Source organism: Aliiroseovarius crassostreae (assembly GCF_049803815.1).
Taxonomy (GTDB): domain Bacteria; phylum Pseudomonadota; class Alphaproteobacteria; order Rhodobacterales; family Rhodobacteraceae; genus Aliiroseovarius; species Aliiroseovarius crassostreae_A.
Genome location: NZ_JBNAGI010000003.1, coordinates 464,287 through 481,658, shown reverse-complemented (window position 1 = coordinate 481,658; position 17,372 = coordinate 464,287). Strand labels below are relative to the sequence as shown.

14 protein-coding genes are annotated in these 17,372 nt (G+C 58.8%); 8 read left to right on the top strand and 6 right to left on the bottom strand.

The features are described from left to right. The 3 genes from ACP15V_RS11600 to ACP15V_RS11590 form a co-directional block, all read right to left on the bottom strand. On the bottom strand, positions 1–258 hold a 258-nt coding region (locus ACP15V_RS11600; protein WP_424943837.1), incomplete at its 3' end, for a RidA family protein. Between the two features lie 24 nt (positions 259–282). Further along, entirely contained in the window at positions 283–1,269 is a 987-nt protein-coding gene (locus tag ACP15V_RS11595) for a YeiH family protein (RefSeq protein WP_424943836.1), read from the bottom strand. Between the two features lie 79 nt (positions 1,270–1,348). Further along, complete coding sequence (locus ACP15V_RS11590) at positions 1,349–2,365, bottom strand: D-cysteine desulfhydrase (protein WP_424943835.1); 1,017 nt, start codon at positions 2,363–2,365, stop codon at positions 1,349–1,351. 121 nt (positions 2,366–2,486) lie between these two features. Here ACP15V_RS11590 and ACP15V_RS11585 point away from each other — a divergent pair, with 121 nt between their 5' ends. Beyond that, complete coding sequence (locus tag ACP15V_RS11585) at positions 2,487–3,383, top strand: LysR family transcriptional regulator (protein WP_424943834.1); 897 nt, start codon at positions 2,487–2,489, stop codon at positions 3,381–3,383. Here the strand turns inward: ACP15V_RS11585 and ACP15V_RS11580 are convergent. Next, the gene (locus ACP15V_RS11580) at positions 3,378–4,262 is read right to left on the bottom strand and encodes a LysR family transcriptional regulator (protein WP_424943833.1); all 885 of its coding nucleotides are present in this window, start codon (positions 4,260–4,262) and stop codon (positions 3,378–3,380) included. The two genes, ACP15V_RS11585 and ACP15V_RS11580, sit on opposite strands and share 6 nt — an antisense overlap. Positions 4,263–4,478: 216 nt before the next feature. Here ACP15V_RS11580 and dctP point away from each other — a divergent pair, with 216 nt between their 5' ends. The 4 genes from dctP to ACP15V_RS11560 all read left to right on the top strand — a co-directional run bounded on the left by dctP (position 4,479) and on the right by ACP15V_RS11560 (position 8,111). Further along, a complete protein-coding gene (gene dctP, locus ACP15V_RS11575) occupies positions 4,479–5,474 on the top strand; it encodes a TRAP transporter substrate-binding protein DctP (protein ID WP_424943832.1) in 996 nt (331 codons plus the stop codon). 71 nt (positions 5,475–5,545) lie between these two features. Next, a complete protein-coding gene (locus ACP15V_RS11570; protein ID WP_424943831.1) occupies positions 5,546–6,055 on the top strand; it encodes a TRAP transporter small permease in 510 nt (169 codons plus the stop codon). Further along, the gene (locus ACP15V_RS11565; RefSeq protein WP_424943830.1) at positions 6,055–7,356 is read left to right on the top strand and encodes a TRAP transporter large permease; all 1,302 of its coding nucleotides are present in this window, start codon (positions 6,055–6,057) and stop codon (positions 7,354–7,356) included. The genes ACP15V_RS11570 and ACP15V_RS11565 overlap by 1 nt, the downstream gene beginning before the upstream one ends. Continuing rightward, positions 7,332–8,111: an alpha/beta fold hydrolase gene (locus ACP15V_RS11560; RefSeq protein ID WP_424943829.1), complete on the top strand. Its 780-nt coding sequence runs from the start codon at positions 7,332–7,334 to the stop codon at positions 8,109–8,111. The genes ACP15V_RS11565 and ACP15V_RS11560 overlap by 25 nt, the downstream gene beginning before the upstream one ends. 376 nt (positions 8,112–8,487) lie before the next feature. Here the strand turns inward: ACP15V_RS11560 and ACP15V_RS11555 are convergent, their stop codons facing one another. Continuing rightward, positions 8,488–10,653 carry an esterase-like activity of phytase family protein gene (locus tag ACP15V_RS11555; protein ID WP_424943828.1) on the bottom strand — a complete coding sequence of 722 codons (2,166 nt, stop codon included), beginning with the start codon at positions 10,651–10,653 and terminating at the stop codon, positions 8,488–8,490. Between the two features lie 285 nt (positions 10,654–10,938). On the opposite strand from ACP15V_RS11555, the gene ACP15V_RS11550 reads away from it, so the two are divergent. Genes ACP15V_RS11550 through ACP15V_RS11540 form a run of 3 tightly spaced genes read left to right on the top strand, consistent with a single transcriptional unit; the run spans position 10,939 to position 16,212 of the window. Further along, positions 10,939–11,430, top strand: a complete 492-nt coding sequence (locus tag ACP15V_RS11550; RefSeq protein ID WP_424943827.1) for an ImuA family protein — start codon at positions 10,939–10,941, stop codon at positions 11,428–11,430. Further along, on the top strand, positions 11,372–12,847 hold the full coding sequence (locus ACP15V_RS11545) for a Y-family DNA polymerase (protein WP_424943826.1): 1,476 nt from the start codon (positions 11,372–11,374) through the stop codon (positions 12,845–12,847). Before ACP15V_RS11550 ends, ACP15V_RS11545 begins: the two co-directional genes overlap by 59 nt. Then, on the top strand, positions 12,844–16,212 hold the full coding sequence (locus ACP15V_RS11540; protein WP_424943825.1) for an error-prone DNA polymerase: 3,369 nt from the start codon (positions 12,844–12,846) through the stop codon (positions 16,210–16,212). The genes ACP15V_RS11545 and ACP15V_RS11540 overlap by 4 nt, the downstream gene beginning before the upstream one ends. Positions 16,213–16,282: 70 nt before the next feature. Here ACP15V_RS11540 and ACP15V_RS11535 read toward each other — a convergent pair whose 3' ends face one another. Continuing rightward, on the bottom strand, positions 16,283–17,308 hold the full coding sequence (locus ACP15V_RS11535; RefSeq protein ID WP_424943824.1) for an AbrB family transcriptional regulator: 1,026 nt from the start codon (positions 17,306–17,308) through the stop codon (positions 16,283–16,285). Positions 17,309–17,372: the final 64 nt, after the last annotated feature.

Genomic DNA, 17,372 nt, shown 5'->3' with positions numbered 1-17,372 from the left:
GGCAACCCAGCTGTCCCAAACGGCATTCATTTCCGCAAAATCTCCCATGTCAGACAGCCAGATGATCGCCTGAAGAACGTGTTCCTTGTCAGACCCGGCCTCTGCCAGCAGGCTGTCGACCTGTTCCAGGATAAGGGTGGTCTGTTCAGTCACACTGCTGCCCGGCGCGGCCACCTGCCCGGCAAGATAAATCATCTCACCACACGTCACGATCTGGCTCATCCGGTCAGAGCTTTTCATACGTTTAATTCCGGTCATATCAAGTCCTTTCAGTTCGGTTGCTTAGAAACCAAAGCCCATGACAAAAGCCACGGCAATGGCGAGAAGAAAGAGGGTTTCGACAACAAGGATCAGCCCATAGCTGGGCTTGACGCGCAGGATGGTGGCAAGGCTGGTTTTCACCCCAAGGGCGGAAATCGCAATGACCAGACACCAACCGGACAGGGTGGCGATGGCATCGGTGATCACCTGCGGCACCAGCCCGGTGTTTGTCAAAATCGCCAGCGCGACAAACATGACCAGGAACCACGGCAGGGTGATCTTCTGGGCTTGTGCGCCGCGAAAGCTCGCCATGACCACAATCATCACCACCGGCAGCAAGGCCACGCGCACCATCTTGACGAAGGTCGCAATCACCCCTGCCTCGTCACTGATCGAATATCCGGCACCAACAACCTGGGCCACATCGTGAATGGTTGCCCCGATCAGAAATCCGCTTTCCAGATCGCTCATCCCCAGGGCCGCAAACAGGATCGGATAGGCAATCATCGCGATGGTCGACAGGGCGGTGACGCCGATCACAACAAACAGCGTGTCCTGTTCGCGGTCATCTTTCGCGGGCAGAACCGAGGTGATGGCAAGCGCGGCTGAGGCCCCGCAAATGGCCACCGACCCGCCCGCCAACAGGCCAAAGGCCAGCTTGCGACCGAAGAGAAAGGAGAGGATTGCCCCGCAGGCCAATGTTGCCATGACAAAGCCGACAACCGCACCCACCGCGCCCAGCCCGACACTTTCCACATCCCCAATGCTCAGACGCAGGCCCAACAGGCCGACCCCAAATCGCAGCAATGTTTTGGCGGAAAACTCCAGCCCCGGGGTGAATTTCTGATCGTCATAAAGGAAGTGGAACGCCATGCCGATCAGAAGAGCAAACAGCATCGCAGGCGCGCCGTAATGTTCGGACAGAAAGGTCGCGGCGGCGGCGATGACGCACACCAAAAGAATGCCACCAAAGTGGGTGTCCCAGCGGGACCTGATCAGCGACACCATGGTTCGCTCCTGACTGCGGAAATGTGAAACTGGGGCGCGCAACCTGCGTCAGGTCACGCGCACCTGATACTGTCTGACGTCAGCCGACCCAGCGCTTGCTGTGATCAAAGGCCGCGTCATAGCCAAAGAGCGCAGCCGAACCGCCAGTGTGCAGGAAGACGACACGCTCGCCTTTCTTGAAGTGACCTTTGCGGATCAGATCAATGAAACCTGCGGCCCCCTTGGCGGAATAGACCGGGTCGAGCAGGATCGATTCCAGCTCGGCAAACATCTGGATCGCCTCGATGCCGCTTTCGGTCGGAATGCCGTAGCCTTCGCCGACGTAATCGGTGTTGGCCACCACATCTTCGCGCTGCACGACACCGGCACAGCCCAGCTTCTCGGCGGTGGCACAGGCGAGGTTATAGACGTTTTCTTCCTGTTTCGGTTTGGGCGCCCGCACGCCGATGCCCAAGAGAGGGATCTGTGCGTTCATCGCCTTCAGACCCACAATCAGCCCCGCCTGCGTGCCAGCGCTGCCGGTGGCGTGAACGATGTGGTCAAGCTTCAACCCGCGATCATTGGCTTGCGCCAGCATCTCAAACGCGCAGTTCACATAGCCAAGCGCGCCGGTCGGGTTCGACCCGCCCCCGGGGATGGTGTACACTTTTTTGCCATCTGCGCGCAGCTTGTCGGCGACCGCTTCCATCTCGGCATTCATGTCCAGACCGCCGGGGCGCTTTTCGGTGGTGGCACCATGCAGATGGTCCAGCAGAACGTTGCCGTTGTAATTGTAGTTGTGGTTGTCGGATCCGGTGCGATCTTCCAGAAGGATGTGGCATTCCATGCCCAGTTTCGCCGCAAAAGCAGCCGTTTGGCGGGCATGGTTCGATTGGGTTGCCCCCTGGGTCATCACCATCTCTGCGCCCTGCAACTCGGCCTCGGCCATCAGGAATTCCAGCTTGCGGGTCTTGTTGCCGCCGGTGGACAGGCCGGTGCAATCGTCACGTTTGATCCAGATTTCCGGGCCGCCGAGTTCTGCGGTCAGACGGTCCAGACGTTCAAGCGGGGTGGGCAGGTGGGCGATGAAGCGGCGAGGGTAACGGGCGAGATGCATCAGAAAACTCCTAAATTGGTTTTCTCGCATCTTATGGAGGTCAATCCCGCTAATCTAATTCGAAATATGCGCTATAACATGCATATCTTGCATAATATCAGTGTGCCGCTATGGTGACATTATGCAGTTGGATTGGATTGATGACATCCTGGCGGTGATCGACACGGGGTCCCTGACACGGGCAGCAGAGCGGCGGTTTGTGACCCAATCGGCGTTCACGCGGCGGGTGCGGTTGATCGAAGAGCGCATTGGTGTGCCCCTGTTTGACCGGTCCTGCAAGCCGGTCACCATCCTGCCCGGCGTGCAGGCCATGGAACCTGAATTGCGAGAGCTTGGCGCGCGGCTGCGCCGCCTGCAACACGACCTGAAGGCGGCTGCAGATGGTTCGAAGCGGGATGTGACCTTTGTGTGCCAACACGCCATCACCACCACAATCTCGCCATGGGTGGTGCGGCAACTGACCCAGTCACAAGACATTTCCGTGCGGGTGCGATCCGGTAACCGGGACAATTGCCTGATGCTGCTTTTGTCCGGCGAGGCCGATTTCGCGATGACATATGAACGCCCAGAGGCCCCCGGCCCTGCGGTACCACAGGCGTTTGAAATGCGGCGGTTGGGCGGCGATACATTGGTGCCGGTGGCGTCCCCCGATCTTGCGCTCCACGCCGATGACCCCGAGATCCCGTTCATCTCATATCCCCCGGATGTTTTCCTGGGGCGCCTGTTCAGCCAGAGCATTCTGCCCCTGTTGCCCGAAGGCGTGATGTTGTCCCCAAAGGCGGAAACCGCACTGACCCTTGCCGCCTGTGAATACGCGCTGGATGGCATTGGGGTGGCATGGTTGCCGCTGACCCTGGTCAAACGGCATTTAACCGAAGGGCGGCTGCGGCGGTTATATAACCTGCCGCATCAGGATCTGGGCATCATGTTGATCCGCCTCTCTGATCAGCAGGGCGACGGGACCGCGCAAATCTGGTCTGATCTGACAAATATTCCCGAACCGTCCGTAGGGCTATAGCGCGTTCCAGACCTGCTCGCCGGTTTTGTCCAGACGCTCAAGCGAGCAGAACAAGGACAGGGTCAGTGTGGCCTGCCAGTTTTCCCCGCCAACCTGCGTCACCTGACCCGCGGCCAGTTCCTCTGACACCACGCTTTCCGGCAGCCAGGCCACCCCGCTGCCCGACAACATGCGCCGCTTGATCGCCTCAGTCAGCGCATCCATGTAGCGCAGCTCAAGAGGGGGCGAGCGGGTGCCGATGATCTGATCAACCACGGATCCGAGGAAACTGCTGGGGTCATAGCCAAGATACGGGATCTGCAGCCGCCCGGGATGGTCCAGATCCCACCCGCCTTCGCGGGCAGCATTGGTCTGGGCAACAGGGATCATCAGTTCCGTGCCGATATCCTTGCGCGCAAAATGCCGTTCTTCAAAAACCGGCTGCACGTCTTTGTGCCGATAATAGAGCAGAAAATCACAGGTCCCGTCCGACAGAAGCTGGCAACAGGTGCTGAGATTATCCGAGTAGATCCGAACGCGCAGGTTTGGGATGCGATCCTCAAATTCAGCAATACGGTGCGACAGGTAGTTGACCGAGATTGTGTGCAGGACGGCAAAGCGCTGAAAGGCGGTGCGACCCTGTTCCTGCGCGCGCAGGGTCTGGCGAATGTCCGTCAGACTGGCAATTGCCTCTTGCGCGACCGGCAGAAATTGCTGCCCGGCCTCAGATAATTGCACCGGATAGCTGGAGCGTTTGATCAACGGCACCCCCAGCCAGTTTTCCAGCGATTTGATCCGGCGACTGAACGCGGATTGGGTGATGTTGCGTTCCTCTGCGGCACGGGTGAAATTCAAGACGCGCGCCAGACAAGTGAAGTCCCGAAGCCAGTTTATGTCCAATTTTCACCCTCCAGATCAAATCCAACTTACTGGAAATGAATAGTTATGCAATATCCGCATAGTTTAATGACGCATTTGAGTTGGCATTGATCGCGCCCTTTCGCCTAGCGTTTGAGGCAGGCCCACCCAGACCGAACACATGTGTCACAGGGATGGGGGCCAAGGGGATGGCGGTGAGGAGATCCGCCAGATAAACCCGCTCAATGGGAGGAATATATGAACTTTTCTATCAAATCGACGACGGCCATGGCTGTTGCTTTGGCGGCAGGACTGTCAGCCGGCGTCGCCTCTGCTGAGACCACGCTGCGTCTGAGCACCTATGTCAACGAGGCCGATATTCGCTATCAAGGCTTCACGCATTTTGCCGACCTCGTGGCAGAAAAAACCGGCGGGTCGGTCAAGGTTGAAGTGTTCCCGTCGGGCACGCTTCACGGCTGGTCCGAAGGGGTCGATTCCGTACAGGGTGGTGTGTCGGACATCAGTTGGATCAACGCCGACAACCGTCTGCCCTGCTATGCGGTCACGTCGCTTTACCCGGCTGAGGTCAGCCTGGAAGACCAAACCGGTCTGGATGCCGCTTATGCGGAGCTGATCAAGGACGAAGCCGCCAATGCCGGGTTGGTGCCGCTGTTCAATTCAAACTATTCCTACGATCAGGAATGGTGGTTCGAAGAGCCGATTGACGACATTGGCAAGCTGGACGGCAAGCTGGTGCGCTCGATCGGGCCGCTGGTCAGCATGATGATCGAAAGCTGGGGCGGAGAGCCGGTGTTTGTGGCCCCGAAAGAGGTGTTCCAATCGGCGGAACGCGGTGTGGTTGACGGCATCAATATGGGCGTTGCGACCTACAGTTCATGGAAGCTCTGGACCGTTATGCCTTACATGGTCAACGCCAACCTGTTCTATGGCAACATTCAGTACATGATGAACAAATCCAAGTTCGATGCGCTGACCGCCGATGAACAGGCGGCCCTGACGGCCGCAGCTGCAGAGACCGAAGCCTGGTTGCAGCCGCGTTATGAAGCCTGGGTGGATCAGCAGGTCGGCAATGCCGTGATGCAAGGCGGCGGTGCTGCCGTGTCCATTTCGGATGATCAACGCGCAAGCCTGATTGCCAGCGTGAAACCCCAATGGGATGAGACGGTGAACGAGGCCTGCGGCATGGACATGGCCAACAGCATTCGCGCCCTTCTTGAAAGCCATGCTCCCTGACCCGTGGCTTTCATCGGTGGCCCTTGCGTTCCGGGGTCACCGACCCTTTTTTCAAAAATCTGAGGTCTGTCATGGATGACGGAATTGATCACCTGATCCGCCGTATCGAACGCGCGGTTGTATGGCTTGCTGGTGCCGGTGCGGTTGTGGTGCTGATCCAGATGCTCTGGATTTCTTACGGTGTGTTTGTGCGCTATGGGCTTGGCAAGCCTGACCGCATGGTCACAGAAGCCACCGCCCTTTTGCTGTTTCCCGTGGCCTTTGCCGGGCTGGCCTATGCCCTGCGCGAGGACGCGTTTCCGAAAGTGACGATGATCACGGACCAGCTGCGCCCAAGCCTGCGCCGCCTGTTTGACATCATCAATCACATCCTGATGTTCGCGGTCGGCAGCTTTTTTGCCTATGCGGGGGTCAGCGCGACGATCCGGTCGTTCAACTCCGGTGTCGCATCAGAAATTCTGCACTGGCCCCGTTACCTGTTCTGGGCCCCCGGCGCGCTGGCGCTGGTTCTATTCTCATTCTACGCCGCCTTGCGTCTGATCCGCCTGATCCGCAACCCGGCCCCGTCAGGAGAGCTCTAATGGAGTGGTATGTTGTTGGCCTTGGCCTGCTTGGCCTGTTGATGTTGTTCATTTCAATTGGGCTGCCGATCCCCTTTGCCCTTGCCGCTGCGTCTTTGCCCTTTCTGTGGCAGATCCAGGGGTGGGAGACATCGATTGTCTCATCCGAGCTTAAGCTGTGGGGGGTCTGGATTGACTATATCCTGCTGGCTGTGCCGCTGTTCGTGTTTCTAGGCGAGCTGATTGGCAAGTCGAATATCGGACCAAACCTTTATCAGTTTCTGCACCAGGGTGTGCGGATCAAAGGGTCTGCCGCCTATGGGTCGATCGGGGCAAGTGCCGGGTTTGGTGCGGTTTGTGGATCGTCGATGGTGGGCGCGCTGACCATTGGGGGCGTTGCCCTGCCGGAAATGCTGCGCCTTGGCTATGGCAAACGTCTGTCCAGCGGTGTTCTGGCCGCCGGGGGGACGCTTTCCGTTCTGATCCCACCTAGCCTGATCCTGCTTTTCTACGGCATTGTGACCGATCAGAGCATCGGCGATCTGTTTATCGCAGGTGTCATCCCCGGCCTGATCCTTGTGTCCAGCTTTGTGGTTGTGGTGCTGGTCTGGGGCATATTGAAGCCGCAGGATATTCCCAGCAGCGAAGACGCCACAAAAATGCCGATGCTGATGATCATCAGCACCGTGGGTCCCGTGGTTCTGATTGGTCTTGTGATCACTGTCGCCATCTATGCCGGCATCGCCACACCAACTGAGGCCGCCGCCGTGGCCGCGTTGCTGACGGTCATTCTGGCCTTCTGGGTCGGTGGGCTGACCTGGAAAGGGTTCAAGGGGGCCATTTTTGCCACCATGCGCACGATGGGATATCTGGGCCTGCTGTTGTCCGCCGGTGTGCTGTTTGGCTTTGTGCTGACTTATTACCGCGTGCCGCAACAATTCACCGAATTGTTCCTGTCGTTTGAACTGTCACCCTACACGGTGCTGGCCATTGTTTTGGTGTTCTACATCATCCTCGGCATGTTCCTGGAACCGGTTTCGATGACCTTCATCACCCTGCCGACGATCTATCCGCTGATGAATGCGGCGGGCTTTGACCTGATCTGGTTTGGCGTTGTTTATACCATCACGATGGAGATTGCGGTGCTCACGCCCCCTGTCGGTCTGAACCTCTACGTCATACAGGCGATCGGCCGAGAACAGGTCACCATTGGGGATGTCATCATGGGCTGCCTGCCCTTCATCGCCGCCATGATCCTGCTGATCACCATCCTGATCGTGGCCCCCGATGTGGCCCTGTGGCTGCCGGAGCAGATGCGCTGATGTCGGTCCTGCCTTATCTTCGCGCCGGGTCCGGTCCGGTCATGGTGCTGGTGCACGGTTATCTTGGCGGTGCAGCCCAGTGGGAAAACGAAATCAAAGCCTTTAGCAAAGGCTTTGATGTCATCGCCCCCAACCTTCCCGGATTTGGCGAGGCCGGTCATCTGGAAGGGTGTGAGACCATCAACGGCATGGCGCTGTCGGTGCTGGAATTGCTGGATCATCTGGACGTGACCGAATTCACCCTGATGGGCCATTCCATGGGCGGGATGATCGCCCAGGAAATGGCCGCCCTTCGCCCGGATGCGGTGCAAAAACTGGTGCTTTATGGAACCGGCCCGCTGGGCCTGATGCCGGACCGGTTTGAACCGATCACCGTGTCGCGCGAGCGGCTGCAAAGCGACGGGGTCGCCAAGACCATCGCACGGATCGGGGCCACGTGGTTCAAGGCCGAAAAGGCCGCACCTGGCTATCCGCTTTTGACAAAAATCGGCGCTCAGGCCAACGCACAGGCCGCCATGGCCGCATTGGGGGCGATGGCCAGTTGGGACGGGCGCGATGCATTGGGTGGGTTAACCATGCCGACGCTGGTGATCTGGGGCGATTCAGACAAATCCTATCGCTGGCCCCAGGTGGAAAGCCTCTGGACCAATATCCCCGAGGTCCACCTGTCCGTGGTGCCCGGAACAGCCCATGCGGTTCACTTGGAAAAGCCCGCGCTGTTCCATTCAATCGTTGATGATTTTCTGAGGGTCTGAATATCAGCTAGAGTATTGAAGCTGTGCGTATAAACGACTTATTCCCGAGATCAGAGGTTGGCGACAAAAACTGGGTCATCATTCAAGTGATGATTTCGACCTGCAAATTAAATGGACTGGATCCGGATCCAAGGCGACGTTCAACGCTTGGCTAGGGTCCATGAGAACACATCATCTATGGTTTCTATAACCGCGCAAAAGAATGGGACCCGCGCAACTGCAGGTCCCAAACGCTGAAGGCAAATTCCGGAGAATTAAGCCCGATGAAAGCGTTTCGGTTTTGGCCTGACACAGGGGAAAACCGAAACGCCGTAGAGATATCAATGTCATGGGCGTTTCGGGACAAACATGTGTCTCAGGTTTGTCCCGGAACGCTTCAGTTCATCAAATCCGCTTTGCCGATCGAAAAGAACATCGTCTCGCCAGAGTGATCGTCAACACCGTCGTTGTCGGTTGAGACAAAGATCTCGTCGTTGTCCATGACGGCAAGGCCTTCCACCTTGTCGAGCACGAAGCCTCCTGTCGTGAGCAGGTCAGGCAAGAGATCGCGAACGAGCTCCTTGGTCACCACGGTCGCCTCTTCACCCAGCGGGACGGGGATCATTTCGGTCAACGGGATACGGTAGATTTTCTTGGTGACCGCTTCCAACCCATGCTGATTGTCGCGTTCGATCACATAAACCCAATCGCCATGCGCAGAAATTTCCGACACGCCAACCCAGCCCTTTTCAGGGACCGCCTTTTGATAGAGGACATAGCCCCACTCTTCTGTTTCGATATTGTAGGCCACCAACTTAACGTGGTGTTCGGGGTCATCCTTCCATTCGCGCTGCACGGCCATCCACAGGGTGTCACCCACCTTGGTGATGCCTTCAAACCCAAAGCGGCGTTCGACCGACATAAGTTCTGGCGGCAGGCCAACTTCATCCTCGATCGAACCATCTGCATTCACATGGTAAAGTGCATGTGGCACGACACGGTCGGTACGGCCTTCTGAGGCCACCCAGAACCCGCCGTCACCGTCCAGCGTGATGCCTTCCATGTCAATTTTCTGAGCTGGGCGACCAGCGCGCGTGACGGGTGTGGCGGCAACCACCTTCGCGGGGCTGCTGGAAGCATCAATTGTAAAAATCGTAGGCTGATATCCGTAGAAGCTGTCATTCACCGCATAAATTGTAGAGCCTTCGCCAGCGACCATACCCGAAATTGCACCAAACCCGATCAGGTCGTCTGCACCCGCTGACGTAATCTGCGGAAAGGCCGCTGGTGCCTCGGTGTATTGGTAGATCATGACATGGGCGCGTGCTGCGCCGTCTTTCAGGCCATCAAACTCGTTTGCAGTGGCCAGCAGGCCGCGGGACGGGATTGCCACAGCTCCTTCGGGCGAGATGCCTGAGGGCAGCAATTGCACCAGTTTCGCACGGGCGGGATCCGAAACGTCATAGACCCCAACAATGGAAGCGCGCTCTGCCATCACAAAGAGGTAGGGCGTCCCATCAAAGACACCAAACTCCATGCCTTCGGGTTCGACACCCTTGCTGTCGGATCGTTTGTCAGGATAGTGGCCAACCTGAATAATCGCGTGTTCAAAGCTCGCGCCGGTTTCAAAGACCTCGGTGCCATCTTTTCGAAAGATGGTCATCCCACGCGCGCCACCATCCATATCTCCTTCGTTGGCAATCGCGAAATGACTATCGTCGATCCACTGCACCCCGTCGGGTTCACGCACGACATTTGCCTGGCTTTCGGTGAAGAGCAATGCACCACGCTCGTCCGTGGCGTCGATCTGTTCAAGGTCCACCGATCCCGCGGAGAAATGTGAGACAATGGAACCGTCACGTGCGACAACTGCAATGTGATTGTTTTCCTGCAGCGTGACGACCGTTTCGCCCAGGCTATTGATGTCCACGAATTCCGGCTCCGGGTCCTCGCCTGCAATATTGGCCAGGCCCGTCAGGTCGGCGCGGATCAGGCTATCGCAATCAAGGCTGCCATCAACAACATCGATCATTACCAGATCACCCGCGGGCATCTGCGGAACCCGACCATCCCCCAGATCCTCGTCACGTTCGTTTTCGATCGCAATCGCGACGAAGGACCCATCCGGCGCTTTGCTGGTGCTGTCCGGCTGGCCTCCGAGATCGCAGCGCGCAAGCTCGGTCATGGTCGTCACGTCGATTGCTTTGATCATGCCCGACGGCGCGGTATAACTCTGAGACGTGTTGATGCCGACAAAGGCGGTTGTCCCGATGATCGAGACGGCTGTCGGTTCGCCGTCCATCGCCATGACGCCAAGCGGTTGTGGATTTGCCGGATCCGTGATGTCGATCGCGCCGATCACCCCGGCAGGGCTATCGGTGTAGACAAGTGTCATTCCATCTGCGGTGACATCAATAATTTCGGCGGATGTTTCTTCAGGTACTGCGCCCTGAAAATTGGACGTGACTGGAAATGACGCGATGCGGTTGAAGTTCATCTCGGCTGCGGCCGGACTGCAAAGAAATGCTGTCGTGACGCCGCTTAGTATGACGGGTTTGATCATAGGTACCCCCTGATTGATTGCTCATGTGGATTGCAATGTGTGGGTAACAAGCGGATATCAATTTCATGTCGTTTTCATGATACTCCGATCTCAATGTGAATGCGCAGATAGGGGGAGCGAACGGGCCAATCCCCCCCCTGAAACTCCTCCCACCCGAAACAAAGACCAGAAATGCAGCTCATTTTCAGCACGATCATTGTTTGCTAATTTTCCAATATGCAGGATGACAGATTCTTCTCCCCCACCCCTTCGCGCACACATGAGGTATGTGGGCCGGGGGCCTATATGTTTGCTTTTACGCTCATGGCTCAGCAGCAGGGGAATGTGATCTGGGTGCGCGAAACCTGGGACACACAACAGATCAATCCCACAGGCTTTGCTGATTTCCTTGACCCATCACGGCTGACCATCTGCGCTACAAAAGACCAGAGCCAGACCCTTGCTGTTGCGGAAGAGGCTTTGCGGTCCGGAGCGGTTTCGCTGGTTGTGATGCAATTGAATAAACCGATAGGCCTGACCGAGGGGCGTCGGTTACAGCTGGCTGCACGGGACGGAAAATCCACCGGATTGGCGATCATCCCCGAAGGCATGGGCAGCAATGCGGCGGAAACACGTTGGCGCTGCACGCCTGTTTTTGACCCAGGCAAAACGGCACCTGACTCGACTCTGCAACAGTGGGAACTTATAAAGAACAAATCAGGAACATTGGGTAATTGGTATGTTCGATGGGATAAAGCGTCGCGTCGTATCGCTGTGGTTTCCCCGGCTCGCAAGTGACCGGGTTCTACGCCAGCACCCGGTCGATGGGCCGTTTGCGCTGACCCTGAAACAGAAAAACGCCAATCGGGTTTATTGCCTCAACAGGGCCGCGACACAGGCCGGGTTACATCAGGGGATACCTTACGCGGATGCGCGCGCCTTTTGCCCTGACCTGCAAAGCCGGGCGGCACAGCCGGATGAGGACCAGCGCTTTTTGCGTGCGCTTTGCCGCTGGGCCGCACGCTATTGCCCATGGGTTGGGCTTGAAGGCACGGATGGTCTGGTGCTGGACATCACCGGGTCGGCCCATCTGTTTGGCGGCGAGGCCCCCCTGCTGGCCGATATCCGTGCGCGTCTGGTGCGGGCGGGCCTCTCGGTGCAGATCGGTTGCGCCGATACGCGTGGGGCAGCCTGGGCCTTGGCGCATCATGGCGAGGGGGTGGCCAGTGGAGACATGTTGACGGCTTTGAAAGCTCTGCCCGTAGCCGCTTTGCGGATAGAGGACAGCGTATCCGTTGCCCTGCAGCGCCTGGGCCTGCGCAGCATTGGCGATCTGGCTGGCGCGGCCCGCGCACCGCTGACCCGCCGGTTTGGCCCCGGCCTTCTGTTGCGGTTGGATCAGGCCCTGGGCAAACAACCCGAGGAAATCTCGCCCCATCGCGACCCGCCGCATTACGGGGTGCGCATGACCTTGCCCGAGCCGATTGGATTGCTGTCGGATGTGATGGCCGGAACCGAACGGCTGCTGTCCAAGCTCTGCGCGAAACTGAAATCACAAGAAACAGGCGCGCGCAAAATATGCCTCACCCTGCGCCGTGTTGATCAGGATCACCAACAGGTCGAACTGCGCCTGGCGCGACCATTGCGTGACCCCAGACGTATTTTACCCTTGTTCGAGCGGGGGCTGAGCGAGATTGACGCGGGCTTTGGCATCGACCAATTGCGGTTGGAGGCCACACAGGTCGAAACCGTCCCGGTGCAGCAAATCAGCCATGTCGCCGATGGCAGGCAAGACAGGCTGGACGATCTGATCAGCCGGATCGGTACACGCATCGGATTGGAAAACATCCATCGGTTTCTTCCGGCCGATAGCCACATCCCGGAGCGTAGCTTTATGATGGCCCCGGCGGCCTATTCTGAGCCGGCAAACGGCTGGGCCAGTCTGCAACCGCGCCCGATCACCCTGTTCCCACCAGAACCCATTGCCGGAACAGGGGCGCGTCCCCCCGCACGGTTTCGCTGGCGGCGGATGCCTCTGACCTGCGCCCGCGCCACCGGACCTGAGCGCCTTACACCAGAATGGTGGCTGGAGGATGACAACTGGCGCTCTGGGATGCGGGATTATTGGCGGGTGGAAACCCGTGAGGGGCGGCGTCTTTGGCTGTTTTACACACCGCAAAATCCGGGCTGGTTTGTGCAGGGGGAGTTTGCATGACACACGCCCATGGACCCCGCCCTGACAGATCCCACCACAGCTTGCCGACCACGACCAGGGGATATGCCGAACTGTGCGTCACCACCAATTTCACCTTTCTGACCGGCGCATCGCACCCCGAAGAACTGGTGCTGCGGGCCGCGGAACTGGGCCTGTCCGCCATTGCCATCACGGATCAGAACTCGCTGGCGGGTGTGGTGCGGGCATGGTCCGCGTTGAAAGAGCTGCGGCGCGATACACAAGACGCGGTGCAGATCCGCTCTCAACAGCGGGTGGACAGCTCGTCCCGGCAGGTCAGGGATCAGGGCACCCCCATCACCAAGCCCAACACAGTTGCGTTGCCCAAGCTGATTGTCGGCTGTCGGCTGGTGCTGCAGGACAGTTCGGTGGACTGGATCGCCCTGCCCCGTGACCGGGCAGCGTATGAGCGGCTCACCCGCCTGCTCACGCTGGGCAAACGGCGGGCGGAAAAGGGAGACTGCATCCTTTATACCAAGGACATGATCCCGGCGTGCAAAGGGATGATCCTGATCGCCCTGCCACGGGGCAGCCTGAACGAGGCCGTGGCAGAGCTTCGTCATCTGGGGCGGCAGTTTCCGGGGCACGTCTTTCTGGGCGCCACCCCGCGTTATGATGGCAGTGATCAGGCCTATCTGGCGGCCTGCGCCCAGCTCGCACAAAGGACCGCGGCCCCGATGGTGGCGGTGGGGGATGTGCTGATGCACCGCGCGGGTCGCCGGCAACTGGCCGATGTGCTGACCTGTATGCGCGAACATATCACAATCGATGAGATCGGCACCCGCGCGCTGCCCAATGGGGAACGTCGCTTGAAGGCGGGGGCAGATATGGCGCGGGTGTTTCGTGATCACCCGGCGGCGCTACGCCGCACACTAGAGATCGCGGATAGGTGCTGCTTTGATCTGGGTGAGCTGTCCTACGAGTACCCACATGAGGAACCGGGTGGGGAAACCCCGCTGGCGCGGCTTGAACGGCTTGCGAAAGAGGGGCTGAAGCGCCGCTATCCCGACGGACCACCGGACCGGGCACTGAAGCTGATGGCAAAGGAACTGGCCGTGGTGCGCGAGCTGGATTTCCCCGCCTATTTCCTGACCGTGCATGACATTGTGCAATTTGCCAGATCAAAGGGGATCCTCTGCCAGGGGCGCGGCTCGGCGGCGAACTCGATCCTCTGTTATCTTCTGGGCATCACCGATGTCAGCCCGGATATGATCGCCATGGTGTTTGAGCGGTTCGTGTCCAAACACCGGGGCGAGCCGCCGGACATTGACGTGGATTTCGAACACGAGCGACGCGAAGAGGTGATCCAGTGGATTTATGAAAAATACGGCCGTCATCGCGCCGGGCTTTGCGCAACGGTCATTCATTTCCGCACCCGCGCCGCCATCCGCGAGGTGGGCAAGGTGATGGGGCTTAGTCAGGATGTAACCGCCGGGCTGTCCAGCCAGATCTGGGGCATGAGCAATGGTGGCGTTGATCCCGACCGCATCCGCGAACTGGGCCTTGACCCATCCGACCGCCGCCTGATGCAGACCATCCACCTGATCGGAGAAATCATCGGCTTTCCCCGCCACCTGTCACAACATGTGGGCGGCTTTGTCATCACACGTGGGCGGCTGGATGAACTTGCGCCCATCGAAAATGCCGCGATGGAGGACCGCACGGTCATTTGCTGGGACAAGGATGACATTGATGCCTTGGGCATTCTCAAGGTGGATATTCTGGGGCTGGGGATGCTCAGCTGCATTCGCAAATCCTTTGAGCTGATGCAAAGCCACGAAGGCATCACCCATAGCATTGCCACGATCCCACAAGACGACACGCCCACCTATGACATGTTGTGTCAGGCTGACGCGATTGGAGTGTTTCAGGTGGAAAGCCGGGCGCAGATGAATTTCCTGCCCCGGATGCGCCCGCGCGAGTTTTATGATCTGGTGATCGAGGTTGCCATTGTGCGCCCCGGCCCCATTCAGGGGGGCATGGTGCAGCCCTATATCAAGCGCCGTCAGGGGCTGGAGCAAGCCACCCCCTTTGGGCCCGCTTTGGAAGAGGTCACTGCACGCACGCTGGGCGTGCCGCTGTTTCAGGAACAGGCCCTGCAAATCGCCGTTGTCGGCGCGGGGTTCTCGGCGGAAGAGGCGGACCACCTGCGCCGCTCGCTGGCGTCATTCCGGCGTATGGGCACCATTGGCACCTATCGCGAGAAATTCATCGCGGGCATGCTGAAGAACGGCTATTCCCAAGAGGTGGCAGAGCGTTGCTTTGGCCAGATCGAGGGCTTTGCCGATTACGGTTTTCCCGAAAGCCACGCGGCGGCCTTTGCCATGCTGGCTTATGTCTCGGCCTGGCTGAAATGCCACCACCCGGCGATCTTTGCCTGTGCGCTGCTGAACTCTCAGCCAATGGGGTTTTATGCCCCGGCCCAGATTGTCCGCGATGTGCGCGAACATGGGGTGGAAACCCGCCCCATCTGCGTCAACCATTCAAGCTGGGACAACACGCTGGAACGCCGGCCCGACGGGGCTTTGGCGTTGCGGCTGGGGTTTCGGCAAATCAAAGGATTCAAAGAAGAGGACGCGGGGTGGATCGTTGCTGCGCGTGGCAATGGCTATCAGGACCCGCAATCCCTGTGGCTGCGCGCGGGTCTGCGCCCGGATGTGTTGACACGGCTGGCCGAGGCCGATGCGTTTTCGGATATGGGGCTGACCCGACGTGACGCACTGTGGCAGGTCAAGGCGATCAAAAGCCCCAGTCCACTGCCCCTGTTCAACGATCCGATTGATGGGGAAATCGTTGATGAACCAACCGTCATATTGCCCAATATGCAACTGGGTGAAGAGGTGGTCGAAGATTACGTTTCGACCCGCCTGACCCTGCGCGCCCATCCGATGGAGCTGCTGCGCCCCACGCTTCCGGGCCTTGTCACCCATGCCGCGCTGCCAGACATTCCCTTGGGGCGTTACAGCGTCTGTGGGCTGGTCATCACCCGACAGCGCCCAGGCACGGCATCCGGCGTGATCTTCCTGACGCTTGAAGATGAAACCGGTGTCAGTAATGTTGTGGTCTGGCCCAAGATCTATGAGCAGTTTCGGCGCATCGTCATGGGCGGGCGATTGCTGCGCGTCACCGGCTATCTGCAACGCGAGGGCATCGTCGTTCACCTGATCGCACAGCATGTGGAAGATATGTCCCATAAACTGTCCGAACTGGGCCACCCCCAGCCCGAAGCCCTGACCACAGAAGGCCAACGCACCGACGACACCCCGAAAAAAGCCCGCTATCCCGCCCGCGCCATGCACCCGCGCGATCAAGCCAAACGGCTTTTTCCAAGCCGGGATTTTCATTAACAAGGTCACTTACGAGGATTACGGCTTGGCGCAGAAATCACAAATCGCACACCCCATCAGGCAATGCCTGTCAGGGGGAAGGGTCTGAGGGTCTTTTGTCAAACAGCCGGAACACTATTGGCGCACAAGTCACCACAAGGAAGATGCGCAGGATGTGATGCAACACCACATAGGTCAGGTCCGCCCCGGCAATGATCGCCAGCACCACCATTTCGCCCTGTCCCCCCGGCAGGTAGGCCAGCAACACATCAAGCGAAGGCGCAATCCCGGCTGAAATCACTCCAAGGATGAACAACGCGGAAATGGCACTGAGCAACGCGCCATTAACGGCCCCGGCCAGAACGATGTGCTTCAGCTCACGCAGCGTGACGCCGGAATATTTTGCGCCCACGGTCAGGCCGATGAAAAACTGCGTGGCCCAGATCATTTCAGCCGGGGGGCGCTGGGTCAGAACACCGCTCATCGACAGGATCGCACTCAGCACCATCGGCCCGATGATTGAGGCCCCGAAGATCCCCAGACGTTTGGCAAACTGCCAACCGCCAATGCCGCATAGAAGAAACAACACAAGCTGCGGCAGCGGCGTTTGGGTTGCCGACATCCCCGGCCGCTGGGTCAGATCAATGTTCCAGAACACGCCAAGGATCAGCGGCATGACAGACACAATCAAAAGCACACGAGTCGCATGAACCAGCGCCAGCGCCCGCATATTCGCACCGGCCTCTTCGCCAAAGACCATCAAATCCTGCAGCCCACCCGGCATGGCGGCATAGAAACTGGTGACTGGATCGAACCCGAACAGGCGGCGCATCATTGGGTAACTGGCGGCCGCGATGGTCAGGATAAACAGCGGAACAATGGCCAAAGACAGGGCCATGCTTGGGATCTGAGCCGTGACATCGGGGGTAATCGAGGCCCCCGCGGCCACGCCAAGGAAGGTGCGAAACACAGTCGCGATCCCACCAAGGTTTTGCATCCGGGCCCCCATCAGCGCCCCGGCAAGACACAGGAACATCGGCCCCAACAGAAACGGCAGCGGCAAACCCGCCACATGGAAAACCAGCACCCCCAAAAAGGCAAGCCCGAGGGTGGTCATTCGGTTTCGGGTGACAAAGCCCATAAGATGTCCTGCTCAATGGGAAACGGGGGCGCCGGTCACG

Bases quoted from the DNA above. Each gene is read 5' to 3' on its own strand.
- ACP15V_RS11595 (WP_424943836.1), bottom strand. From the start codon at position 1,269: ATGGTGTCGCTGATCAGGTCCCGCTGGGACACCCACTTTGGTGGCATT.
- ACP15V_RS11590 (WP_424943835.1), bottom strand. From the start codon at position 2,365: ATGCATCTCGCCCGTTACCCTCGCCGCTTCATCGCCCACCTGCCCACC.
- ACP15V_RS11585 (WP_424943834.1), top strand. From the start codon at position 2,487: ATGCAGTTGGATTGGATTGATGACATCCTGGCGGTGATCGACACGGGG.
- dctP (WP_424943832.1), top strand. From the start codon at position 4,479: ATGAACTTTTCTATCAAATCGACGACGGCCATGGCTGTTGCTTTGGCG.
- ACP15V_RS11570 (WP_424943831.1), top strand. From the start codon at position 5,546: ATGGATGACGGAATTGATCACCTGATCCGCCGTATCGAACGCGCGGTT.
- ACP15V_RS11565 (WP_424943830.1), top strand. From the start codon at position 6,055: ATGGAGTGGTATGTTGTTGGCCTTGGCCTGCTTGGCCTGTTGATGTTG.
- ACP15V_RS11555 (WP_424943828.1), bottom strand. From the start codon at position 10,653: ATGATCAAACCCGTCATACTAAGCGGCGTCACGACAGCATTTCTTTGC.
- ACP15V_RS11550 (WP_424943827.1), top strand. From the start codon at position 10,939: ATGTTTGCTTTTACGCTCATGGCTCAGCAGCAGGGGAATGTGATCTGG.
- ACP15V_RS11545 (WP_424943826.1), top strand. From the start codon at position 11,372: ATGTTCGATGGGATAAAGCGTCGCGTCGTATCGCTGTGGTTTCCCCGG.
- ACP15V_RS11540 (WP_424943825.1), top strand. From the start codon at position 12,844: ATGACACACGCCCATGGACCCCGCCCTGACAGATCCCACCACAGCTTG.
- ACP15V_RS11535 (WP_424943824.1), bottom strand. From the start codon at position 17,308: ATGACCACCCTCGGGCTTGCCTTTTTGGGGGTGCTGGTTTTCCATGTG.